Raw genomic sequence first — 17,981 nt, 5'->3', positions numbered from 1 at the left:
TGGTAATGCACCCCATCCGCACGTGCGTCCACTGTGCACACGCGGACCGGGACGAGTAACGTCATCCTACCCGGACAAAGTACATCACACTCGGTCCCCTACCGTCGCCCGTGGCCCCAGGTTACGCGCCGGAGGAGGTCCCGATCTACCGGGACCTGGACACCCGAGACGAGCAGTACGAGCGGGCACAGGACAGTGCCGAACCGTTCTTCGCGGTCGAGCAGTACGAGGAGGGATACGCCGTCACCTACGATCTCCTCCCGACGGGCTTTCAGCTCGCCGGCCCTGCTCGTCGGGAACTGGACGAGCGGCTCACTCGCACCGTCGAGGAGATCGTCGGCGACGCCGACCGCCCGACGACGGAGGTGAGCCGGACGGTCGGTGACTCGCTGGGCAACGTCTCGTTTTTCGGCCGCGAGGAGAGCGCCCGCGAGGTCGCGGCGGTCGTCTCGACGATCGTCCTCGACGAGAACAACTGGGTCACCGGCGAGCCGCCGGACGTGACCGGCTCGAACCACCGCCAGAACGACTGACCCGATCCGCCCGGTAACACCGGTGTCACCCGCTAACACCGGCGTCCGCGATTCTTTATGGGTCTGGCGCGGGTAGGCAGAGACGAGAATGTCCCAGAAAGCAGACTACGCCGACGAGACAGAGATCGACGAGTCCCTCGATCAGGTACCCGACGACGAGACCGTCGAGGAAGCAGTCGAGAACCTCGAAGCCAACGGGTTCGAGGTCGTCGTGGTCGACTCCGCCGAGGAGGCGCTGTCGACGCTCAAATCCCACATCCCGGCGGGCGCGTCGGTGATGAACGGCCACTCTACCACGCTGGAGGAGATCGGCTTCGACGAGTACCTGACCGAGGGCGACCACGAGTGGGAGGCCCTGCCCAACGAGATCTGGAGCATCGACGACGACGCCGAGCGACAGGCCGCCCGCCGCGAGGCCCAGACCGCGGACCACTTCCTCGGCGGGATCAACGCCATCGCGAAGACCGGCGAGCTCGTCGCGGCCGACCGCTCGGGGAGCCGTATCGGTGCCTACCCCTTCGCCGCCGCGAACGTCACCATCGTCAGCGGCGTCAACAAGATCGTCGAGGATCTGGACGCCGCGCTCCAAAGGTTAGAATCGGTCGCCTACCCCCTCGAGAACGAGCGCGCCAAGGAAGCCTACGGCGTCGAGAGCGCCGTCGCCAAGCAGTTGATCTTCCGGCAGGAACTCGACGAGGGCCGCACGACGGTCGTGCTGATCCGCGATCAGTTCGGGTACTGAGTACCCGCGTCCCGTTTCTACGCTCCCACCCCTTTCGCTCCCCCTGTTTCAGGTGCACACTGCATTCGACAGCACTGCTCACGCCAGTCCGTGAGCGCAACGTCCCGGATCGGCAGGGCCGCGAACAGGCCACGCCGGGTGACGAAGCGGTTTTCCCCGCGGCGGTGTACTCCCGGGTATGGACGAAACCGCCGTCGCCGACCTCATCGAATCGGAACTTCCGGACGCGACCGCCGAGGTCACGACGCCCCGCGATCCCGACGACGACAAACACTACGCCGTCACCGTCGTCTCGCCTGCCTTCGAGGGCGAGAATCTGGTCGACCAGCACCAGCTGGTTCACGACGCGCTCGGGGACCACCTGACGCGGGACATCCACGCCATCGAACTGGAGACGTACACGCCCGAAGAGTACGAGGGCTGAGCGGAACCGGCGATCGGAAGCGGGCACTGTCCGCGGCACAACCCCTTTGGGCGTCGGCCCACTCTCCTGACCCATGAGTTTCGATCCCGAACCCGACCTGTCGCCCGAAGAGGTCCGCGAGCGCGTCGACGAGACCATCGAGGAGGAGGAGGTCGCGCTGTTCATGAAGGGCACCGAGCTGATGCCCCAGTGTGGCTACTCCCGGAAGGCCCTGGGTCTGATCCAGCAACACCGCGAGGACGTGGCGACGGTGAACGTGCTGGACGCGCTGGACGAACACCGCGAGGCATTGGAACGCCACAGCGGTCGCGAGACGATCCCCCAGACGTTCGTCGACGGCGAGTTCGTCGGCGGGAGCGACATCCTCGAACAGCTCCACGAGCGCGGCGAACTCGAAGCGAAACTGTCGGCCTGAGCCGGGACGTGCGGCCGCTGTGCTGCCGATCGACCGTTCTCTGGAGCGAGCAGCGAGCCGTCGCTACGGACGCGTGAAAAATGTGAAAACCGGGTCGTCGCTCGCGATGAGCGACGGGAAAACCGCGTCTTACTGTCGGACGAGGTTCGTCGCGCGGGGGCCCTTGTCGGCCTGTTCGATGTCGAACTCGACGTCCTGCCCTTCCTCGAGGTCGGGGCCGCCGACGTCTTCCATGTGGAAGAACACGTCCTCGTCGTCGTCGACAGCGTCGTCGTCAGTCGAAATGAAACCGTAACCGCCTGTGTCGTTGAAGAAATCAACCGTACCGTTTGCCATTACGATCAACTATACTGGCGAGCCGGGCATAACCCTTCCGAGGGTCGCGGTAGCACGCCGCGCCGTCGGTCGGACGGGTCGGGGCGCGCCGTCGGGAGCCACGTGAACGCGTCGATATCAGAGGCAGGTATTTACGGGGTGCTAACGTTTGTCACGATGCATCGCTATGAAACCGTGCCAACGCTGCCAGACGGTCATCGACGAGTACACTCTCGACAAACAACTCGACGGCCTGCGAGACCTCACGGTCGACGACTTCAACGTCTGTGCGGACTGCGTGACGATCGCCGCAGACGCGTGCGTGCAGTGCGGCGGCGCGGTGTACGTCCCCCGGGGCGAGTCGGACACCCCCGACTACTGCCCGGCCTGTCGGTCTGCCCTCATCGAGCGCACCGGGCAGGATCCCGGCTGGAACCGCGACTCGACGGCCCGCTGAGCGCTGCGGGTCCTTCGATCTCCGGCTGCCGTCGGCGCCCGTCTCAGGACTCGACGGCCGGCGGTTCGTCCAGCGGGTCGCGCTCCTCGCGGCGCTCGAACGCGGCCTCGATGTACGGTTCGAGTTCCGCCTCTTTCTCGGCGACGTGCGCTTCGTCGCGATCGTGGAACGCGCCCATCACCTCGTCGGCGAACAGTTCCAGCGAGTCGCAGATGTGTTCGTGGCGGTTGTCGCCGCCCTCCTGGACGAAGATGACCTGGTCGACGCCCGCGTCTTCGAGGGCCCGGAGGTGGTCGCGGATCTGGTCGGGCGTCCCGATCGCGCCGTCGCCCTGGTTGCCTTCGAGGATGGCATCCGCGCCGATCTCCTCGAACTGCTTCCAGATGTTCGTCTCGCCGGGCCGGTGGTCGCCGGCACCGTAGTAGTGGGCCAGCGCGTACTGGAAGAACGCGAACCCCTCCGCGCCGCGGTCCCACGCGGTGTCCTCGTCCTCGTGGCAGGAGAACCCGGTGACGATGGCGAAGTTGGGGTTGACGGTGTGGCCGATTGGCGTACACTCCTCCTTGAGGGTCTCGTAGTACAGGTCGACCCACTCGCTCGCTTTCTCGGGCGAGGCAAAGTCGAAACTCAGGACGCCGAGCCCGAGCCGGGCGGCCTGTTCGATCGTCGAGCGACCCGAACAGGCGACCCACAGCGGCGGGTGGGGGTCCTGAACTGGTTTGGGGACGACGTTGCGGGGCGGCATCTGGAAGGACGCCCCGTCGTGGCCCGGGTACGGCTCCATGGTCATCATGTCGCTCACCTCGGCGACCGTCTCCTGCCACATCGCCTCTTTCTCTTTTCGGTCGATGCCGAAGCCGTCCAGTTCCATGTTCGAGGAGGATTCACCGGTCCCGAACTCGACGCGGCCGTCCGAGACCAGATCCAGCGTCGCCACCTGCTCGGCGACGCGGGCGGGGTGGTTGTAGTTCGGCGGCATGAGCTTGATCCCGTGGCCAAGCCGGATCTGATCGGTCCGCTGGGCGGCGGCCGCGAGGAACACCTCCGGGGCCGCCGAGTGGGAGTACTCCTCCAGAAAGTGGTGTTCGACCTCCCAGACGTAGTCGTACCCGAGTTCGTCGGCCAGTTCGATCTGGTCGAGTGCGTCCTCGTAGAGAGCCTGTTCGTCGCCGTCGTGCCAGGGTCGTGGCAGCTGGTGTTCGTAGAAGATCCCGAACTTCATGATCTGGAACCTCGGGAGCCCGCTGAAGCCCTCGCCCCACCGCGCTCCGCGTGTCGTGGTAGCAGTCCACGTTCACCGCTGACCGGGCAAAGCGTTGCGCGTCAGTAGCGAGGCCGCTTTTAAGCCCCCTCAGATGCCGTGCGCTGCACTCATGTGTTCGGTCAGTGCAGTATGAACACAGTTACCACGGGGCACGCCGCACTCGCCCCAGGGGGAGCCTCCAGAGATGTCAGACGCTACCACACCGGACCTCGAAACGGTCGTCGACCAGCCGGACGAACAGTTCAGGGCGAACCTCGGTCCGGCACTCGCCGGACTCGACGACGAGGACGCGCTCGCGGAGTTGCTCGTCACCCGGCCGACGGTGTTCGAGCGGCTCACCGACCGGATGGCCACATTCGAGGGGATCACCGAGTTCGCCACCGACGAGCCCGAGACCGTCGAGCAGTACCTCCGGGTGCTGTGGGGCGGGATGGGCCTGATCGCCGAGAACATCTCCGCGGTCGGTGACGCCGTGACGGTCGACACCACCGTGAACTGGACGGCGACCGACTCACCCATCGCCTTCCACGCGACCACCGATCCCGAGACGGGATCGATCGCGGGCGGGCCGACCCTCGCCGAGGACGCCGAAATTACCTTCGAGGGACAGACCGAGGTCCTCTTCCGGATGCTCGGCGACGACGAGTTCAACGGTCAGCTGGCCTTCGTCCAGAACCGGTTCGACGTCATCGGCCCGCTCGAACGCTCCCGGGAGTTCAACGACATGATGGAGTCGGTCGGCGAGGCGATGGAGGCGCTGGTCTGATGGCCCGGAACCAGGGCTCCGGCGCGACCCCGCCCGGCCCGGGCGTGCTCGAGCGCCTCGGCCAGGCCCGGCGGCTGCTGAGCGAGGACGTGACCGGCGTGTTGACCCGCGCTCGCGAGCAGTACGGCCCGGTCGTCGACCTGACGATGCCAAACGGCGACCCGGGCGTCCTGCTGGCCGAGCCGTCGGCGGTCCAGCACGTCCTCGAAGGGAACGCCGGCAACTACCGCCGGGCGTCGGTGTACCGTGAGGAACTGTCGGAGCTGTTCGGCGACGGGTTGCTCACCAGCGAGGGCGACCTCTGGCACCGCCAGCACCGCCTGATCCGCCCGATGTTCGGATCGGGGAGCGTCCAGTCGTTCACCGATCTCATCGTCGACGAGACCGACGCCATGCTCGACCGGTGGGACGGGCGCGAGGAGATCGACCTGCTCGAAGAGATGGAACGGGTCACGCTGTCGATCATCGGGAAGGCGATGTTCAGCGCGGACGTGGAGCGCCACGCCGCGGACATCCGGGCGGCCCTGCAGGTCCTGCGCCGGGGCTTCCAGCGGGAGGTCGGCGTCGTGCCGACCTTCCCGGAGTGGGTTCCTTCGCCGCACAACCGGCGGATGCAGGGCGCCATCGACGACATCGACGCCGTCGTGCACGAGTTGATCGACGCCCGCCGCGGCCGGGCCGACGAGTACGACGACCTGCTGTCGAAACTGCTGACGGCTCGCACCGAGGAGGGGACGCGGATGGACGACGAGCAGATCCGGGACGAACTCGTCACCTTCCTTTTGGCCGGCCACGAGACGACGGCGGCGGCGCTGACCTGGACCGGGTACCTGCTGGCCTGCAATCCCGGCGTCCACGAACGCCTCCACGAACACGTCGCCGGTGCCGACCCGACCGACGTGGTGGGCTTCTCCGCGGGCGCGGCCGGCGACGAATCGTTCCTCAAACGGTGCGTGCAGGAGGCCATGCGGATCTACCCGCCGGTGCCCGTCATCACCCGTGAGGCCATCGATGGTGACCGGATCGAGGGGTACGAGATTCCCGCCGGTGCGGAGGTCGTCCTCAGCCAGTTCGTCGTCCACCGGGACCCCGACCTCTGGGAAGACCCGCTGGCCTACCGCCCCGAACGGTTCGCGCCAGGGGCGCGCGAGGCCCAGCCGGCCTACAGCTTCTTCCCCTTCGGCGGCGGCCAGCGCATCTGTATCGGCCGGCTGTTCGCGCTCGCGGAGGCCCAGTTGATCCTCGCCCGCGTGGTCTCCGAGGTTCGCCTCACCCTGCGCTCGCCGAGACACGACACGCCCGCCGTCGATTCCGCCGTCACGATGGTGCCCGACGAACCCGTCGAGATGGCCGTTACCGACTGGGCGTAGTCCACTCTCCGCCCGGTCAGTGCAGGGTTCCCTCGCGCACGTCGTCGTCGTAAGCGAACAGCGCGTAGCCGACCTCTGCGGCGCTGTGGCCGGTCTCGGCGGCGATCTCGCGGATCGGCTCGATCATCGTTACGTAGTCCGCGGCGTCGAACGTCTCCTTGCGGCCGTTCAGATAGTCCAGCCGATCCAGCGTCGCCCAGACCCGCGTGTCGACGACCGCGTGCTGCTCCGGGTCCAGCGCGGCCAGCACGCAGGAGGCCGTCGGCGCCTTGAAGCCAGACAGCCCGGTCAACAGCTGTATCTTCGAGAAATCGCCCTCGACCGCGAGGACGTTGGCGGTCACCTCTCGACACCGCGCTTCCGGATTCGTCTCGACGTGGTAGGCGCTGCGGGTCGAGGACTCGTAGGCGATGTCGTACAACTGCTCGCGAGTGAGATGGCCCTGCGCGCGGTAGGTGTCGCCGAACTCTGCCAGTCGCTCCGGCAGGAAGCCCTGTGTCTGCTCGTAGTAGTCCAGATACTCGTCGACGAGCGTCGGCAGGTCCATCGGTGGTGATGGCTCGTCGGCGGTCACATCTCGACTTCGTTCCCACACTCCGGACAGGTCAACTCCACACTGTCGGCGGTGACCTCCACGACGTGGTACTCCGCGCCACACTCCTGACAGGGCAGTGCCGAGCGGGTCTCGCCGTCGTCCTGCGGTGCGCCCATCGCGACCGCCCGGACGCGCTCCTCGCCGTCGTTGCGCCCCTCCTGGTACTCGCCGGGCGCGAAACGGACGATCTCGTTTTCGCCGACCTCGACCTCGTCTTCCTTCGTCTGGAAGGTCGCTGTCCCTTCCATCACCAGGAAGACCTCTTCCTGGTTCATGTGGGTGTGCAGGCCGCCGGAGAAGGAGTCGCCGGGTTCGAGTTCGTAGTAGTTGAGCGCCATGTCGGCGAGGTTCAGCGGGTCGGTGGCGTGTTTCTGCACGGCCGCGACCCGCGGGTGGTTCTCCATATCCTCCAGTGATACGTGGTCCATCGCGAACGGAGCCACGGACGGCCGAGTCAAAGTCTTTCTCCCGGGGTCGGACCGAATCCGTACTCTTTTCGGGAACAGACCGCTACGATGGCTGTGTCTTCCCTTCGTTCCGTCGCGCCCTTCCTCCTGCTGGCGACGCTGTGGGGACTGTCCTTCCCCGCCATCTCCGTCGGCCTCGAAGCCCTGCCGCCGGTGCTGTTCGCGGCCTTCCGCTACGACGTGGCCGCCGTCATCCTCCTCGGTGCGGTGGCGATCCAGGCCTCGGGGTGGTCCTGGCTGCCGACGACCCGCGGCGACTACGAGGCCGTCGCCGGCGGCGGCCTGTTCCTGATCGCGGGCAACGGCTTCCTCTTTCTCGGGCAACAGACCGTCCCCAGCGGCGTCGCGGCGATCATCCAGGGACTCGTTCCCATCGCCACGGTGCTGTGGGCGCTGGTCCTGCTGCCCGAAGAACGCGTCTCGGCCGTCGGAGCAGTGGGGATCGTGATCGGCTTCCTCGGTGTGGCGCTGGTGATCCGCCCGGACCCGGCGAACCTGCTGTCTGCCGATCTGGTGGGAAAACTCCTGATCTGTGTACAGGTCACGAGCGTCGCGCTGGGCGGGGTCCTCGTCCAGCGAGCGGACTCGACAGTCGGCGGGACCACGCTGGCGGGCTGGTCGATGGCGGTCGGCGGCGTCGTCCTCCACCTCGCCAGCGTCGGCATCGGCGAACCGCTCACGGTCCCGGCGGGAATCTCGCTGGCTGCCGTCGCCTATCTCGGCGTCTTCGCGACCGCGCTCGCCTTCTTCCTCTACTTCCGGTTGCTGGCCCGCTACGGTGCCACGGAGACGAGTCTGGTGGGCTACGTCGTCCCGGTGGTCGCGACGCTCGCCGGTGTCGTCCTGTTGAACGAGCGGATCACCCTCGCCTCCCTCGTCGGCTTCGCGGTGATCTTCCTCGGGTTCTTCCTGCTGAAGCGGTCGGCGATCCGGCAGCTGTTAGCCTGAGTCGTCGGCCGTGCCCTCGTCTCCACCGCCGCCATCGTCACTGGCGGCCTCCAGCACGGTCTGTCGGTCCGGAAAGTACGCCGGGGCGTCCCGCTCCTGCTCGAATTCGAGGACGCGTTTCAGCGCGGCCCGACCGTCGTCTGTATCGGCGAGGTCGGTCGCCAGTTCGGCGTAGCCCACCGCGAGTTCCCTGAAGGCCTTCATGCGGGCCTGTTTGGCGGCGGCGACGGTCTGGCGTTCCTCGAGGTCGGCCTCGAGTTCCTCGATGGCGTCGAGGTCGGTTCCCTCACCCGGGCCGGGCGTGACGGTGCCTTCGACGGTATCGGTGTGGCCGCCGAGGCGTTCCCGGAGGTCGGCCATCTCGTCGTCGAGGTCCGAGAGCAGGTCGTCGATCTCGTCCTCCATGGTCTCGACTTGCCCCCACAGCAGGCGCGCCTGGGTCTCGCAGTACTCGACGAACTCGTCGGCCGTCAACTCCGCGTCGCCCTCGCCCATACCGTCCGTTTCGTCTCCCGGGCGAAGTCAGTTTCCCACGCCCGGAGAGAAAACCCCATTTCCGTCGAGTCCATCCGCCCGGTATGGGCGAACGCCTCCGGGGGGAGGTCCTCCACGTCGTCGGCCCCGCCGAACTCGACGAGTACGACCTCGACGACGACGTCCGGGACCTCGCCGAGTCGCGGCACTTGCTGATCTGCTGGAGAGGGGGCTCGCCCTCCATCTTCCAGCGCCTGAAACTGATCCTCGCACGCTCGACGCTCGAACCCGTCACGCTCGTCACCGACGACGCCATCGCAGAGGGCGAGATCATCGACGCCACCGTCGCGGAGACCGACACCGCCGGCGTCTACGACGTACTCGAGATCGAGGTCGAAGAGTCATAACCGGTCGATCACGTCCTCGGCGAACCGCGTCAGATCGGCCTCGGGATTTTCGCCGGCCGGCGACACGAGGACGTGATCGACGCCCAGCTCCGCCAGCCGCCGGAAGTACTCCCGGAACCACGCCGTCCCCGCGCGGTACCCCTGGTGGATCGGTTCGGGCTCCGCGTCGGGGGCGTCGGCCAGCTCCGTCTGGATCGCCATCGCGTACGGCTTCTCGCCCGCTTCGGCCCGCCAGTCGTCGAGGTAGGTCTCCAGCGTCCGCTCGGGCAGGTGGTAGAAGAACCAGCCGTCGCCGTGCTCGGCGATCCACTCGACGTCCTGTCGGGCGTGCCCGGTCGGGAGGAGGGGGAGCGTCTCCGTGGTCGGCTCGGGGACCATATCGAGGTCGCCGTCGAGTTCGCCCCACGACCCTTCGGCCTCGGGGAACTCCTCGCGCCAGACGGTCCGCAGGACGTCGACGGACTCGCGAAAGAGCGCGCCCCGTTCCTCGCGATCGATTCCGAACGCGTCGAACTCGGGGTCGCGGTCGCCGGTGGCGACGCCGAGGACGAGCCGACCGTCCGAGAGGCGGTCGAGCGTGGCGGCGCTCTTTGCGACGTGCAGCGGGTGGCGAATCGGGAGGACGACGCTCGCGGTGCCGAGCGCGATGTCGTCCGTGCGAGCTGCGACCTGCGCGAGCCACGGCCACACGTCGAACGTCTGGCCCGCGTCGCCGAAGCGCGGCCAGTACAGCGGTACGTCCCGCGCCCACAGCGCGTCGAAGCCGACCGACTCGGCGTGGGCCGCCAGTTCGAGTTCCCGGTCGGCCGGGGGCATGGACTCCCGGTTGTCCGTGAGCGGGAAGCCGGTCCCGAAGGTCAGCCCGTCGCCGTCGAACAGCCGCCGATACCCGGCGTTCGCGTGGTCCAGCGTCACTGCCAGCCGTCGGGGCTGGACGGGCATGGGGGCTGTGGTTTCCGAGGCTGGGGCCTTCGAGTCCAGCTTCGATCCGGGACCGTCAACCGAAGTGTTCAATGTGGTAGACGGCACAGAGGGAGGAAATGACACGCGACTACGCAGGCACGGGGGGACGGCTGTGAGCACCGACACGGAGGACGTCGACCTCGTCGAGCCGGCGGTCGTCGAGAACCTGGGTCGGGTCGCCCTGTTCGCGGCCCTGATGGGCGCGTTCGCCTACGTCAGCTTCCCGAACCCGATCTCGCCGGCACCGGTCACGCTGCAGGTGCTCGGCGTCTTCCTCGCCGGCATCTTCCTCGGGCCGATCTGGGGCGGCGCGTCGATCGGGCTGTATCTGGTCGCCGGCGCGCTCGGTGCGCCGGTGTTCAGCGGCGGCAGCGCCGGACTCGCCCAGCTGGTCGGCCAGACCGCGGGCTACCTCTGGGGGTACCCGGTCGCCGCCGTGGTCGTCGGTCTGCTCGTCCACGGCGGGCTCTCGGTCCGTGACCCCCGCGAGGTCGGCGTCGTCCGTCTCGTCGGGTCGATGGTCGCCGGCACGGCCGTCGTCTACGCGCTCGGAATCGCGGGCCTGATGCTCGTCCTCGGACTCGGACCGGTCGCGGCGTTCACCGCGGGCGCGGCCGCGTTCATCCCCGCCGAGGCGTTCAAGATCGCCGCCGCGGTCGGGATCGTCCGCAGCGACGCCTTCGTCCCCGAATGATCGAGGTCCGCGAGCTGGTCGCCAGTCGTGGCGGGACCAGAGTGCTGGACGGCCTGGATCTGACTATCGACGACGGCGAGTTCGTCCTGCTGGTCGGGCCGAACGGGGCCGGCAAGACCACCCTCGTCCGGCAGTTCAACGGCCTCGAAGAACCCGATAGCGGCGAGGTCCTGATCGACGGCCGACCAGTGCAGGACGACCTGGTCGCTGCCCGCACCGCCGTCGGGATGGTGTTTCAGGATCCACGCGACCAGTTCGTGGCCGCGACCGTCAGCGCGGACGTGGCCTTCGGTCCCGAGAACCTCGGTCTCTCTCACGACGAGATCGACCGACGGGTGACCGAGGCCCTCGAAACCGTCGGCATGGACGGTCGGGGCGAGGAGCGAGTCGACCGGCTCTCGGGCGGCGAGCAGGCGCGAGTCGCCATCGCCGGCGCGCTCGCGATGGCTCCCGACCACCTCGTGCTGGACGAACCTCTCGCCAGCCTCGACCTGCCGGCCCGCCGAGCGGTCTGTGACCGGCTCGCGTCGCTCCACGAGAATGGCACCGGCATCGTCCTCGTCACCCACGACCTCCGGGACGTGACTGACCTCGCCGACCGGATCGTCGTCCTCTCCGGTGGACGGGTCGCGCTGGACGGCGACCCCGACACCGTCCGGGACCGTCTGGAGTCCTACGACGTGCGCCCATGCTGAGCTACGAACCGGGGACGACCTTCGCCCACGCGCTGGACCCGCGGGCGAAACTCGCCTTCCAGGCGGCGTTCGCCGTCGCCGCCTTCGCCTACACGACGCCACGCGGTCTCACAGTGCTGTCGGTGGTCGCCCTCGCGGCGCTGGCCGCGGCCCGTCGCTCTCCGCTGGCTGTGACCTACGACCTCCGCTTTGCCCTTCCGATCCTGCTGGCTGCGCCGCTTCTGGAGGGACTGACGATGGGGCCGCCGTGGTTCTCGCTCGCGCAGGCGCGGTTCCCGGCACTGGCGAGTTACCGGGTCCTCCTGCTCTTGTTCGTCAGCGCCGCTTACGTCTACACGACACCGGCCCGGGAGTCACGGGCGGCCGTCCAGTGGCTGGTTCCGGGCCGTCCCGGCCGCTTTCTCGGACTCGGCGTCGCCGTCGTCTTCCGGTTCCTGCCGGTGCTGGTCGCGGACTTACAGCGCGCACGGGCGGCGATGCAGGCCCGACTCGGGACCGAGCGCCCGCCCACAGAGCGCATCCGCATCGTCGCGACTGCTGGCCTCCGGCGGGTCGACGCCCGCGCCGACGCGCTCTCGCTCGCGTTGCAGGCCCGCTGTGTCGCGTGGAATCCCACTCTCCCGCGGCTCGGGCTCGGGCGGCGGGACGTCCCCGTCCTCGCTCTGGCGCTGGCGCTGACGGCCTCGCCGCTGCTGTGACCCCGCACGCAAATCGCAACGTTCTCACGTCCCCATCGGTGAGCGGAGGTGTGTACCGGACGGTCCAGTACGCCGGGTACTTCGCGCTCGTGGTGACGCCGCTGGCCCTGCTCGCCGGCGCGTTCGTCGCCCCGCCCGTGCTCACGACCGGGCGGCTCACGCTGGGCGGCGGGGTCGCCCTCGTCGGCGGGTTGGCCGCCGTCACCGAGCGGGAGCGAGCACTCTCACCGCCGACAGCGGCCGGGTTCGACCGCAGCGACGCCCGCGACGCGCTCGCCGTCGTCGCCGGTGCCGTCCTCGCGTACCTCCTGAGCGTCCACGCCGGGCTCGGGCCGGTCGTCGGTTCGGCCGCCGTGGGACTCGCCGCCGGTCTCGCCCCCACGGAGAGCGACGTGGCGGCCTACTGCGGTTCCTTCGTGGGAATGGCGTCGCCGGCGGTGTTTCCGGGTGTCGGTCCGGTCGCGGTCGCCGGAGTGATCTCCGGGCTCGCCTTCGTCGCGGCGCGGGACGCCTTCGGCGGCGTCGGGGGCAAACTCGGCACGCTCGCGCTCTTTGGCTGTGGCACGACCGTCGCGCTGACCGGCTTCGACTACGCCGGCGGGACCGCGCTCCCGTGGGCGATGGCCCCCGAAATCGTCGCCGTGGCGGTCGTCGGGGCCGTCGTGACCGTCGTCCTGAGCGTCCGGCTCGGCCTCGGGGGCGTCATCGGCTCCGCGGCGGTCGGACTGGTCGCCGGCATCGCGCTTCCCGCGCTCGTCGCCGGTGGGACGACGCTGGCGACCGTCGCGTTCTGTGCCTCCTTCGTCGGGATGTCCTCGACGGACCGGCTGGCCGACGAGCGACTGGTCGCGGTCGCGGGCGTGATCTGTGGGCTGGTCTTCGTGTTCGTCTCGCCGGCCTTCGTCGGATCCGGCGGCAAACTCGGCACTATCGCGTTCGTCTCCTGTGTCACCACCATCGGGCTGACCGAACTGGCCGCGCTCCGCTAGGCGAACTCGAAGGAGTCGATGCAGTGCTGACACCGGTCGGCGTCGATCGGGAGGTGATCCGTCTCGCCCTCCCGCTCGTCGTCGTCCGGCGAGTACTGACAGTCCGTCTTGTGCCACTTCCCGCTCGATGACTGGACGTATTCCATGCTAGTTGCTCCAGATACGTTCACGTGCCCACTCGTCCCCGCCCTTGGCCTCCCCCTCGTCGTCGTCCGGCGAGTACTGACAGTCCGTCTTGTGCCACTTCCCGCTCGATGACTGGACGTATTCCATGCTAGTTGCTCCAGATACGTTCACGTGCCCACTCGTCCCCGCCCTTGGCCTCCCCCTCGTCGCCGTCGCGTTCGACTCCCAGCCCCTCCGGGCCGTCGCGGCCGCCGCTGGCCACGGGATCGTCCCGCTGGAAGCCTCCGAGATCGTGCATACCTGTATGGTGACACTCGTCGCCATAATTAGATTGGCGGTCAGTTCGACGCGCCGGACCGTGCCGTCGGGGTCCTCCACGTGTCGGCACCCGGAATCACGACTTGTCGGTGCCGTGCACCCACTCCAGGGCGGCCTGTAAGCCCTCCTCGTCGCGGATCTCGCGGAACTCCGTCGCCGTCTCGCTCTCCATCGTCAGCGTCCCGAGCGACTCGTCGAGGCGACCGTACCGCCGATACCCCTGTGTCTCCTGCACGTCGTTGATCATGTCCTTGACCAGCGCCACCGCCGCGCTGGGGGTCTTGGTGATCTGGTCGATCTCCTCGTCGACCGCACCCTCCAGGTCGCCGTCGGGGACGACGCGGTTGACCAGCCCCATCCGGTGGGCCTCCTCGGCGTCGACGGACTTGCCGGTGTAGAGCAACTCGCGGGCGTGTTTCAGCGAGTCGGTGACGAAGGGAAGGACGAACTTCGGCGGCGGTTCGCCGAAGTGCATGTCGGGGTAGCCGAACTCTGAACCCTCCGTCGCGAACGTCAGGTCACAGGCCAGCGCGAGGTTGCACCCGCCGGCCAGCGCGGCCCCGTCGACGGCGGCGATAACGGGCACTCGCGCGGAGAAGATCGCTTCCAGGTGGGTCCGCTGGTCGAGCATTCGGTCGTCGACCGACAGCTCCGGCTCGTCCGCACCGATGTCGTACCCCGACGAGAAGGCCGTCCCGTTGCCGGCGACGACCACGACCCGTATCTCGTCGTCGGCGTCGGCCCGGTCGAGGGCGTCCTCGAACTCCTCGAGCAATCGCTCGTTCAGCGCGTTCATCGCGTCGGGGCGGTCGAGTCGGACGTGGGCGGTCACCCCGTCGACCTCGTACTCGATCGTGCCGTACTGTGTCACACCCGGACCCTCGCGGGGCGGACGGAAAACGCTTCCTGCGACCGCGACCGGACCCACAGGTACTAGCGGCTCGGTCCCCTAGCTGGACCGTGACTGATGCGCAGGCCTACCGCTGTTCGAATTGCCTCGACGACGACGTGACACGCGAGTTCGACGTGTCCCACCTCTCGCGGACCTGTGACGCCTGTGGCGAGTTCGGCCGGTTCGTCAACGCCGCCGTGCTCGACCAGTTCGACCGGTTCGAGGCCGACCCGCCGGCCGACCTGGACTGGGACCGACTCGACCGCCCGAAGAAACTGGTCGTCGCCGAACGACTCGTCCGCCACGGCAACACGCTCGACGATTTCGAGATCGAGGCAGACGCGGACTGACCGCGCTCGCTCGATCAGGTGCTCGACCGCCCGCGCTCGACCGCCGCGCCGAGGTCGCGGGTCGCCACTTCCGGATCCTCGGCAGCCGTGATCGCCGAGATGACCGCCACGCCGTCGGCCCCCGCCTCGATCACGGCCGCGGCGGTGTCCGGTTTCACCCCGCCGATCCCGACGACGGGAATCCCGACCGCCTCGGCCACCGCTTCGATCCGGTCGAGTCCGATCTCCGTTCCCTCCGGATCCGTGTCCTTCGAATTCGTGGGGTACACCGCGCCGACGCCGAGGTAGTCCGCGCCCGCCCGCTCGGCTTCGCGGGCAGCCTCCGGCGTCGAGACCGACCGCCCGACGACGGCCCCGGCACCCAACTGCTCCCGAGCGACAGCGATCGGCAGGTCCTCGTCGCCGAGGTGGACGCCGTCGGCGTCGACGGCCGCCGCGAGGTCGATCCGGTCGTTGACGATCAGCGGCACGCCCGCCTCACGGGTCAGCTCGCGGAGCTCCAGCCCGAGGTCGTACCGCTCTCGGGCGGGCATCTCCTTCTCGCGTAACTGCACCACGTCGATCCCGCCGGCGATGGCCGCCTCGACGATTTCGGTCGTCGAGCGGCCCTCGGAGATAGGTTCGGCAGTCACGAGGTACGTGTCGGGGTTCATGGGCGGCTACTCGGTGGCCCTGTGATATGTGGGTTGGGTTCGTGGCGGCCGCGCACTGAAATACGAAGCCGGGACCAGCGGGTCACGGATGGTCACCGAAGACGACTGCATCCACGCACTCAGGGAGGCTGCCCAGTTGCTCGGCGATTCCCCGACGAAAGCTCAGTACGAGGACCTCGGGCTGACACCGTCGGCATCGACGATCCTCCGTCAGTGTGGCGGGTGGAACGCGGCCAAGCGACGGGCCGGACTGGCGACGAACTACTCGCGGGGATCGCGGGTCGAACCGAAACCCGACGGTGTCGACCTGCCCGAGGGACTGGTGTGGGACGAACTGAGTCAGGACCAGCGCTGGCACTACCGGAATCGGGAGTGGAATACGGAGCGGTCGCTACAGCGGCGGCGGCGGTTGCGGCTGTGGGTGAACGAGCAGAAACAAGAGCGGGGATGTCGGGAGTGCGGTGAAGACGATCCGGAGTGTCTCGATTTCCACCACCCGGTGCCAGCGGAGAAGGAGATGGAAGTTTCCACGATGATCACGTGGGGCTACGGGAAGGATCGACTGGAACCGGAGATCGAGAAGTGTACCGTTCTGTGTGCGAACTGTCACCGGAAAAAACACCACGAGAAACCGGATGGTATCGAGTGGGCTAACCTGTCCACATGCTCTTTCGAACGGATAGTGAGTTCGAAAGAAGCAACCGAACGGCCAGTAGACTTGCGAGACAGACAACAGGCGTGGGTTTACGAATACAAACGGAGCCACGGCTGCCGAGACTGTGTAGTTGAGAATCCCGCCTGTCTCGACCTTCATCATACGGGTGATGTACCAAAGAGCCGTTCGGTCAGCCAGCTCATCGCCGACGGTTGTTCGTGGAAGGAACTCCTGCGAGAGGTACAGAAGTGCATCGTACTGTGTGCGAACTGCCATCGAAACGAACATTACGAGGGACCGGTCCCCGAATGAATTTCCACAATCGAGGACAACTGCTGTCTTCGTTTCTGCCTTTGAGCATGTGCTTGTTCTCGCGTGGGTGTGCGTTGCTGACAAGGAGACCAGTCGCCCGACTCCGCAACACATATAAATCGTAGTGGCCAATCCTGTAATACCTCGTGAGAGACCCACTGTGGGTGTCTGATGGGGAACATGTCAGTCCCCTGGGGTAGTGGCCAATCCTGAAGCCTTCTGGGGGCTTCGACACAGGTTCGAATCCTGTGGGGACTATTCCTTCGTTGATCGACGAACGAGCGATAGCCTCGTCCTTCGCCACGCTCCGTGGACTGTCACCCCGTCCCAATACTTCCGTGAACCGACGGATTTTGGAGCGGGAATCGCCTCCGCACAGACATGGACGCGTTCGTCTGGGTTGCCGCGGCGACGCTCGGTGCTGTGCTGTACCTCTATCGCGGGTGGAAACACGGCCAGCCGCTCCTGTCCGAGACCAGTCCGTACGGGATCGCCCGTGCCGAATCCCGCGAGGGGTCACATCTCGACCTCGCGCTGGGTGCGGACGGCGACGCGGTGGAGTGTCTGAAGTGTGGGACGGCGAACGAGGGGCAGTTTTCCTTCTGCCGGCGGTGTGAGACGCCGCTGTGTTGATCAGTCGTCGGCCGGGTGTTCCTTTGCTGGCCCGTCCTCGGCCCGTCGGTCCTGTGGGTCCGACCCGGTGTCGCGGGATCGTCGCCAGGTCGTGGGGTCGTACAGGCGCTGTATTTCGCCGCCTTGCTGGCGGATGGCGACGGCGGTGGTGAACAGGAAGGCCCCAGCGAGCACCGTGCCGACGAGGGCGAGGCCGTCACCGACGGCGGCGGCCGGGACGGAGAGCGCGACGGCGTGGTCGGCGACGGCGACGACGGCGAACGCGACCAGCGCGGGGGTGAACTGGCGGGTGAACGCGGCGATGCTGGTCCCCTCTTCGGCGCGGACGGTGCCGACGGCGTGATAGAGGGTGTAGGCGGTGGCGAGCAACAGGCCGACGACTTCGAGGCCGGCGACGGCCGTCGGGGTGGCGAACAGGTAGGTCAACCACCAGGCGGCGACGAAGCCGGCGACGACGGTCGGACCGGCCCACTGGAGGGTCTCGTCGGCGAGCAGCGAGTGGCCGTCGACCGAACGGTGGACTGCGCGAACGCCGATGGCGGCAAAGAGGAACACGAACAGCGTCGCGCCCCGGCGGAAGGACGCGGCGGGGGTGACGCCGGCGGTCTCGGCGAGGCCGGCGAGGCCGTAGACGGCGGCCGCGCCGACGCCGACGGCGAGGTAGCGCCACCGCTTCCGGTAGGGGCCGGCGAGAATCTGCTGGGCGTACTGTCTGAGATACCAGAGCAAACAGCCGGCGGCGACCGCGACGGTCAGAAAGCCCAGCGAGCGGGCGACCGTCAGTGTCGTCGCCGGATCGGACTGCGAGGCGAGGGGCATATCTCGA

28 protein-coding genes are annotated in these 17,981 nt (G+C 67.9%); 16 read left to right on the top strand and 12 right to left on the bottom strand.

All coding sequences use genetic code 11. The features are described 5' to 3' along the window. Positions 1 to 110 precede the first annotated feature (110 nt). The 4 genes from BV210_RS08610 (at position 111) to BV210_RS08595 (ending at position 2,114) form a co-directional block, all read left to right on the top strand. A complete protein-coding gene (locus tag BV210_RS08610) occupies positions 111 to 533 on the top strand; it encodes a hypothetical protein (protein WP_084802603.1) in 423 nt (140 codons plus the stop codon). Between the two features lie 88 nt (positions 534 to 621). Next, on the top strand, positions 622 to 1,275 hold the full coding sequence (locus tag BV210_RS08605; protein WP_077206232.1) for a lactate utilization protein: 654 nt from the start codon (positions 622 to 624) through the stop codon (positions 1,273 to 1,275). A gap of 178 nt (positions 1,276 to 1,453) precedes the next feature. Continuing rightward, the gene (locus BV210_RS08600; RefSeq protein WP_077206231.1) at positions 1,454 to 1,699 is read left to right on the top strand and encodes a BolA/IbaG family iron-sulfur metabolism protein; all 246 of its coding nucleotides are present in this window, start codon (positions 1,454 to 1,456) and stop codon (positions 1,697 to 1,699) included. Positions 1,700 to 1,772: 73 nt separating this feature from the next. After that, positions 1,773 to 2,114 (top strand): glutaredoxin, encoded by a 342-nt coding sequence (locus BV210_RS08595; RefSeq protein ID WP_077206230.1) that lies wholly within the window; start codon positions 1,773 to 1,775, stop codon positions 2,112 to 2,114. A gap of 129 nt (positions 2,115 to 2,243) precedes the next feature. Here the strand turns inward: BV210_RS08595 and BV210_RS08590 are convergent, their stop codons facing one another. Further along, positions 2,244 to 2,450, bottom strand: coding sequence for a cold-shock protein (locus tag BV210_RS08590; RefSeq protein ID WP_077206229.1), 207 nt, complete (start codon positions 2,448 to 2,450; stop codon positions 2,244 to 2,246). A gap of 166 nt (positions 2,451 to 2,616) precedes the next feature. On the opposite strand from BV210_RS08590, the gene BV210_RS08585 reads away from it, so the two are divergent. Next, complete coding sequence (locus tag BV210_RS08585) at positions 2,617 to 2,886, top strand: hypothetical protein (protein WP_077206228.1); 270 nt, start codon at positions 2,617 to 2,619, stop codon at positions 2,884 to 2,886. Between the two features lie 43 nt (positions 2,887 to 2,929). Here BV210_RS08585 and BV210_RS08580 read toward each other — a convergent pair whose 3' ends face one another. Beyond that, a complete protein-coding gene (locus BV210_RS08580) occupies positions 2,930 to 4,108 on the bottom strand; it encodes an LLM class flavin-dependent oxidoreductase (protein WP_077206227.1) in 1,179 nt (392 codons plus the stop codon). Between the two features lie 226 nt (positions 4,109 to 4,334). Between BV210_RS08580 and BV210_RS08575 the strand changes: the two genes are divergently transcribed. Both BV210_RS08575 and BV210_RS08570 read left to right on the top strand, forming a co-directional pair. Next, on the top strand, positions 4,335 to 4,916 hold the full coding sequence (locus BV210_RS08575) for a hypothetical protein (RefSeq protein WP_077206226.1): 582 nt from the start codon (positions 4,335 to 4,337) through the stop codon (positions 4,914 to 4,916). Beyond that, entirely contained in the window at positions 4,916 to 6,286 is a 1,371-nt protein-coding gene (locus BV210_RS08570) for a cytochrome P450 (RefSeq protein ID WP_077206225.1), read from the top strand. Before BV210_RS08575 ends, BV210_RS08570 begins: the two co-directional genes overlap by 1 nt. 16 nt (positions 6,287 to 6,302) lie before the next feature. Here the strand turns inward: BV210_RS08570 and BV210_RS08565 are convergent, their stop codons facing one another. Continuing rightward, a complete protein-coding gene (locus BV210_RS08565; RefSeq protein WP_216640664.1) occupies positions 6,303 to 6,833 on the bottom strand; it encodes a hypothetical protein in 531 nt (176 codons plus the stop codon). Between the two features lie 23 nt (positions 6,834 to 6,856). Then, on the bottom strand, positions 6,857 to 7,309 hold the full coding sequence (locus tag BV210_RS08560) for a cupin domain-containing protein (RefSeq protein ID WP_077206224.1): 453 nt from the start codon (positions 7,307 to 7,309) through the stop codon (positions 6,857 to 6,859). 93 nt (positions 7,310 to 7,402) lie between these two features. Between BV210_RS08560 and BV210_RS08555 the strand changes: the two genes are divergently transcribed. Then, entirely contained in the window at positions 7,403 to 8,296 is an 894-nt protein-coding gene (locus BV210_RS08555; RefSeq protein ID WP_077206223.1) for a DMT family transporter, read from the top strand. Here BV210_RS08555 and BV210_RS08550 read toward each other — a convergent pair. Beyond that, complete coding sequence (locus BV210_RS08550) at positions 8,288 to 8,791, bottom strand: hypothetical protein (protein ID WP_077206222.1); 504 nt, start codon at positions 8,789 to 8,791, stop codon at positions 8,288 to 8,290. The genes BV210_RS08555 and BV210_RS08550 overlap by 9 nt on opposite strands. A gap of 83 nt (positions 8,792 to 8,874) precedes the next feature. Between BV210_RS08550 and BV210_RS08545 the strand changes: the two genes are divergently transcribed. Continuing rightward, positions 8,875 to 9,177: a hypothetical protein gene (locus BV210_RS08545; RefSeq protein ID WP_077206221.1), complete on the top strand. Its 303-nt coding sequence runs from the start codon at positions 8,875 to 8,877 to the stop codon at positions 9,175 to 9,177. On the opposite strand, the gene BV210_RS08540 is transcribed toward BV210_RS08545, so the two are convergent. Beyond that, positions 9,172 to 10,119 (bottom strand): TIGR03571 family LLM class oxidoreductase, encoded by a 948-nt coding sequence (locus BV210_RS08540; RefSeq protein ID WP_077206220.1) that lies wholly within the window; start codon positions 10,117 to 10,119, stop codon positions 9,172 to 9,174. The genes BV210_RS08545 and BV210_RS08540 overlap by 6 nt on opposite strands. A 133-nt stretch (positions 10,120 to 10,252) precedes the next feature. On the opposite strand from BV210_RS08540, the gene BV210_RS08535 reads away from it, so the two are divergent. The 4 genes from BV210_RS08535 to BV210_RS08520 are packed head-to-tail and all read left to right on the top strand — an operon-like array spanning position 10,253 to position 13,216. Then, on the top strand, positions 10,253 to 10,834 hold the full coding sequence (locus BV210_RS08535) for a biotin transporter BioY (RefSeq protein WP_077206219.1): 582 nt from the start codon (positions 10,253 to 10,255) through the stop codon (positions 10,832 to 10,834). Beyond that, positions 10,831 to 11,529 (top strand): energy-coupling factor ABC transporter ATP-binding protein, encoded by a 699-nt coding sequence (locus BV210_RS08530; protein ID WP_077206218.1) that lies wholly within the window; start codon positions 10,831 to 10,833, stop codon positions 11,527 to 11,529. The genes BV210_RS08535 and BV210_RS08530 overlap by 4 nt, the downstream gene beginning before the upstream one ends. After that, the gene (locus BV210_RS08525; protein WP_077206217.1) at positions 11,523 to 12,227 is read left to right on the top strand and encodes an energy-coupling factor transporter transmembrane protein EcfT; all 705 of its coding nucleotides are present in this window, start codon (positions 11,523 to 11,525) and stop codon (positions 12,225 to 12,227) included. Before BV210_RS08530 ends, BV210_RS08525 begins: the two co-directional genes overlap by 7 nt. A gap of 50 nt (positions 12,228 to 12,277) precedes the next feature. After that, on the top strand, positions 12,278 to 13,216 hold the full coding sequence (locus BV210_RS08520; protein WP_077206216.1) for a hypothetical protein: 939 nt from the start codon (positions 12,278 to 12,280) through the stop codon (positions 13,214 to 13,216). Here BV210_RS08520 and BV210_RS19820 read toward each other — a convergent pair. The 4 genes from BV210_RS19820 to BV210_RS08515 form a co-directional block, all read right to left on the bottom strand. Further along, on the bottom strand, positions 13,213 to 13,362 hold the full coding sequence (locus tag BV210_RS19820; protein ID WP_157525929.1) for a hypothetical protein: 150 nt from the start codon (positions 13,360 to 13,362) through the stop codon (positions 13,213 to 13,215). The genes BV210_RS08520 and BV210_RS19820 overlap by 4 nt on opposite strands. 1 nt (position 13,363) lies before the next feature. Continuing rightward, positions 13,364 to 13,489 carry a hypothetical protein gene (locus BV210_RS20760; protein ID WP_256385565.1) on the bottom strand — a complete coding sequence of 42 codons (126 nt, stop codon included), beginning with the start codon at positions 13,487 to 13,489 and terminating at the stop codon, positions 13,364 to 13,366. Between the two features lies 1 nt (position 13,490). Then, positions 13,491 to 13,640 (bottom strand): hypothetical protein, encoded by a 150-nt coding sequence (locus BV210_RS19815; RefSeq protein ID WP_157525927.1) that lies wholly within the window; start codon positions 13,638 to 13,640, stop codon positions 13,491 to 13,493. Positions 13,641 to 13,736: 96 nt separating this feature from the next. After that, the gene (locus BV210_RS08515; protein WP_077206215.1) at positions 13,737 to 14,531 is read right to left on the bottom strand and encodes an enoyl-CoA hydratase/isomerase family protein; all 795 of its coding nucleotides are present in this window, start codon (positions 14,529 to 14,531) and stop codon (positions 13,737 to 13,739) included. A gap of 89 nt (positions 14,532 to 14,620) precedes the next feature. Between BV210_RS08515 and BV210_RS08510 the strand changes: the two genes are divergently transcribed. Next, positions 14,621 to 14,902, top strand: coding sequence for a hypothetical protein (locus BV210_RS08510; protein ID WP_077206214.1), 282 nt, complete (start codon positions 14,621 to 14,623; stop codon positions 14,900 to 14,902). Positions 14,903 to 14,916: 14 nt separating this feature from the next. On the opposite strand, the gene thiE is transcribed toward BV210_RS08510, so the two are convergent. After that, positions 14,917 to 15,555, bottom strand: coding sequence for a thiamine phosphate synthase (gene thiE / locus BV210_RS08505; protein WP_077206213.1), 639 nt, complete (start codon positions 15,553 to 15,555; stop codon positions 14,917 to 14,919). Positions 15,556 to 15,643: 88 nt separating this feature from the next. Here thiE and BV210_RS08500 point away from each other — a divergent pair, with 88 nt between their 5' ends. Together BV210_RS08500 and BV210_RS08490 are read left to right on the top strand one after the other, a co-directional pair. Beyond that, entirely contained in the window at positions 15,644 to 16,522 is an 879-nt protein-coding gene (locus BV210_RS08500; RefSeq protein WP_077206212.1) for a homing endonuclease associated repeat-containing protein, read from the top strand. A gap of 381 nt (positions 16,523 to 16,903) precedes the next feature. Next, positions 16,904 to 17,155, top strand: a complete 252-nt coding sequence (locus BV210_RS08490) for a hypothetical protein (RefSeq protein WP_077206211.1) — start codon at positions 16,904 to 16,906, stop codon at positions 17,153 to 17,155. Here BV210_RS08490 and BV210_RS08485 read toward each other — a convergent pair whose 3' ends face one another. Then, positions 17,156 to 17,974, bottom strand: a complete 819-nt coding sequence (locus BV210_RS08485) for a hypothetical protein (RefSeq protein WP_077206210.1) — start codon at positions 17,972 to 17,974, stop codon at positions 17,156 to 17,158. Positions 17,975 to 17,981: the final 7 nt, after the last annotated feature.

This window comes from Halorientalis sp. IM1011 (genome assembly GCF_001989615.1).
Classification (GTDB): domain Archaea; phylum Halobacteriota; class Halobacteria; order Halobacteriales; family Haloarculaceae; genus Halorientalis.
Note: the sequence above shows the minus strand (reverse complement) of the source record. Positions and strands in the feature narration are given on the sequence as shown.

Bases quoted from the DNA above. Each gene is read 5' to 3' on its own strand.
- BV210_RS08485 (WP_077206210.1), bottom strand. From the start codon at position 17,974: ATGCCCCTCGCCTCGCAGTCCGATCCGGCGACGACACTGACGGTCGCC.
- BV210_RS20760 (WP_256385565.1), bottom strand. From the start codon at position 13,489: ATGGAATACGTCCAGTCATCGAGCGGGAAGTGGCACAAGACGGACTGT.
- thiE (WP_077206213.1), bottom strand. From the start codon at position 15,555: ATGAACCCCGACACGTACCTCGTGACTGCCGAACCTATCTCCGAGGGC.
- BV210_RS08600 (WP_077206231.1), top strand. From the start codon at position 1,454: ATGGACGAAACCGCCGTCGCCGACCTCATCGAATCGGAACTTCCGGAC.
- BV210_RS08570 (WP_077206225.1), top strand. From the start codon at position 4,916: ATGGCCCGGAACCAGGGCTCCGGCGCGACCCCGCCCGGCCCGGGCGTG.
- BV210_RS08530 (WP_077206218.1), top strand. From the start codon at position 10,831: ATGATCGAGGTCCGCGAGCTGGTCGCCAGTCGTGGCGGGACCAGAGTG.
- BV210_RS08490 (WP_077206211.1), top strand. From the start codon at position 16,904: ATGGACGCGTTCGTCTGGGTTGCCGCGGCGACGCTCGGTGCTGTGCTG.
- BV210_RS19820 (WP_157525929.1), bottom strand. From the start codon at position 13,362: ATGGAATACGTCCAGTCATCGAGCGGGAAGTGGCACAAGACGGACTGT.
- BV210_RS08545 (WP_077206221.1), top strand. From the start codon at position 8,875: ATGGGCGAACGCCTCCGGGGGGAGGTCCTCCACGTCGTCGGCCCCGCC.
- BV210_RS08590 (WP_077206229.1), bottom strand. From the start codon at position 2,450: ATGGCAAACGGTACGGTTGATTTCTTCAACGACACAGGCGGTTACGGT.
- BV210_RS19815 (WP_157525927.1), bottom strand. From the start codon at position 13,640: ATGCACGATCTCGGAGGCTTCCAGCGGGACGATCCCGTGGCCAGCGGC.
- BV210_RS08560 (WP_077206224.1), bottom strand. From the start codon at position 7,309: ATGGACCACGTATCACTGGAGGATATGGAGAACCACCCGCGGGTCGCG.
- BV210_RS08550 (WP_077206222.1), bottom strand. From the start codon at position 8,791: ATGGGCGAGGGCGACGCGGAGTTGACGGCCGACGAGTTCGTCGAGTAC.
- BV210_RS08540 (WP_077206220.1), bottom strand. From the start codon at position 10,119: ATGCCCGTCCAGCCCCGACGGCTGGCAGTGACGCTGGACCACGCGAAC.
- BV210_RS08580 (WP_077206227.1), bottom strand. From the start codon at position 4,108: ATGAAGTTCGGGATCTTCTACGAACACCAGCTGCCACGACCCTGGCAC.
- BV210_RS08585 (WP_077206228.1), top strand. From the start codon at position 2,617: ATGAAACCGTGCCAACGCTGCCAGACGGTCATCGACGAGTACACTCTC.
- BV210_RS08525 (WP_077206217.1), top strand. From the start codon at position 11,523: ATGCTGAGCTACGAACCGGGGACGACCTTCGCCCACGCGCTGGACCCG.
- BV210_RS08565 (WP_216640664.1), bottom strand. From the start codon at position 6,833: ATGGACCTGCCGACGCTCGTCGACGAGTATCTGGACTACTACGAGCAG.
- BV210_RS08500 (WP_077206212.1), top strand. From the start codon at position 15,644: ATGGTCACCGAAGACGACTGCATCCACGCACTCAGGGAGGCTGCCCAG.
- BV210_RS08575 (WP_077206226.1), top strand. From the start codon at position 4,335: ATGTCAGACGCTACCACACCGGACCTCGAAACGGTCGTCGACCAGCCG.
- BV210_RS08595 (WP_077206230.1), top strand. From the start codon at position 1,773: ATGAGTTTCGATCCCGAACCCGACCTGTCGCCCGAAGAGGTCCGCGAG.
- BV210_RS08605 (WP_077206232.1), top strand. From the start codon at position 622: ATGTCCCAGAAAGCAGACTACGCCGACGAGACAGAGATCGACGAGTCC.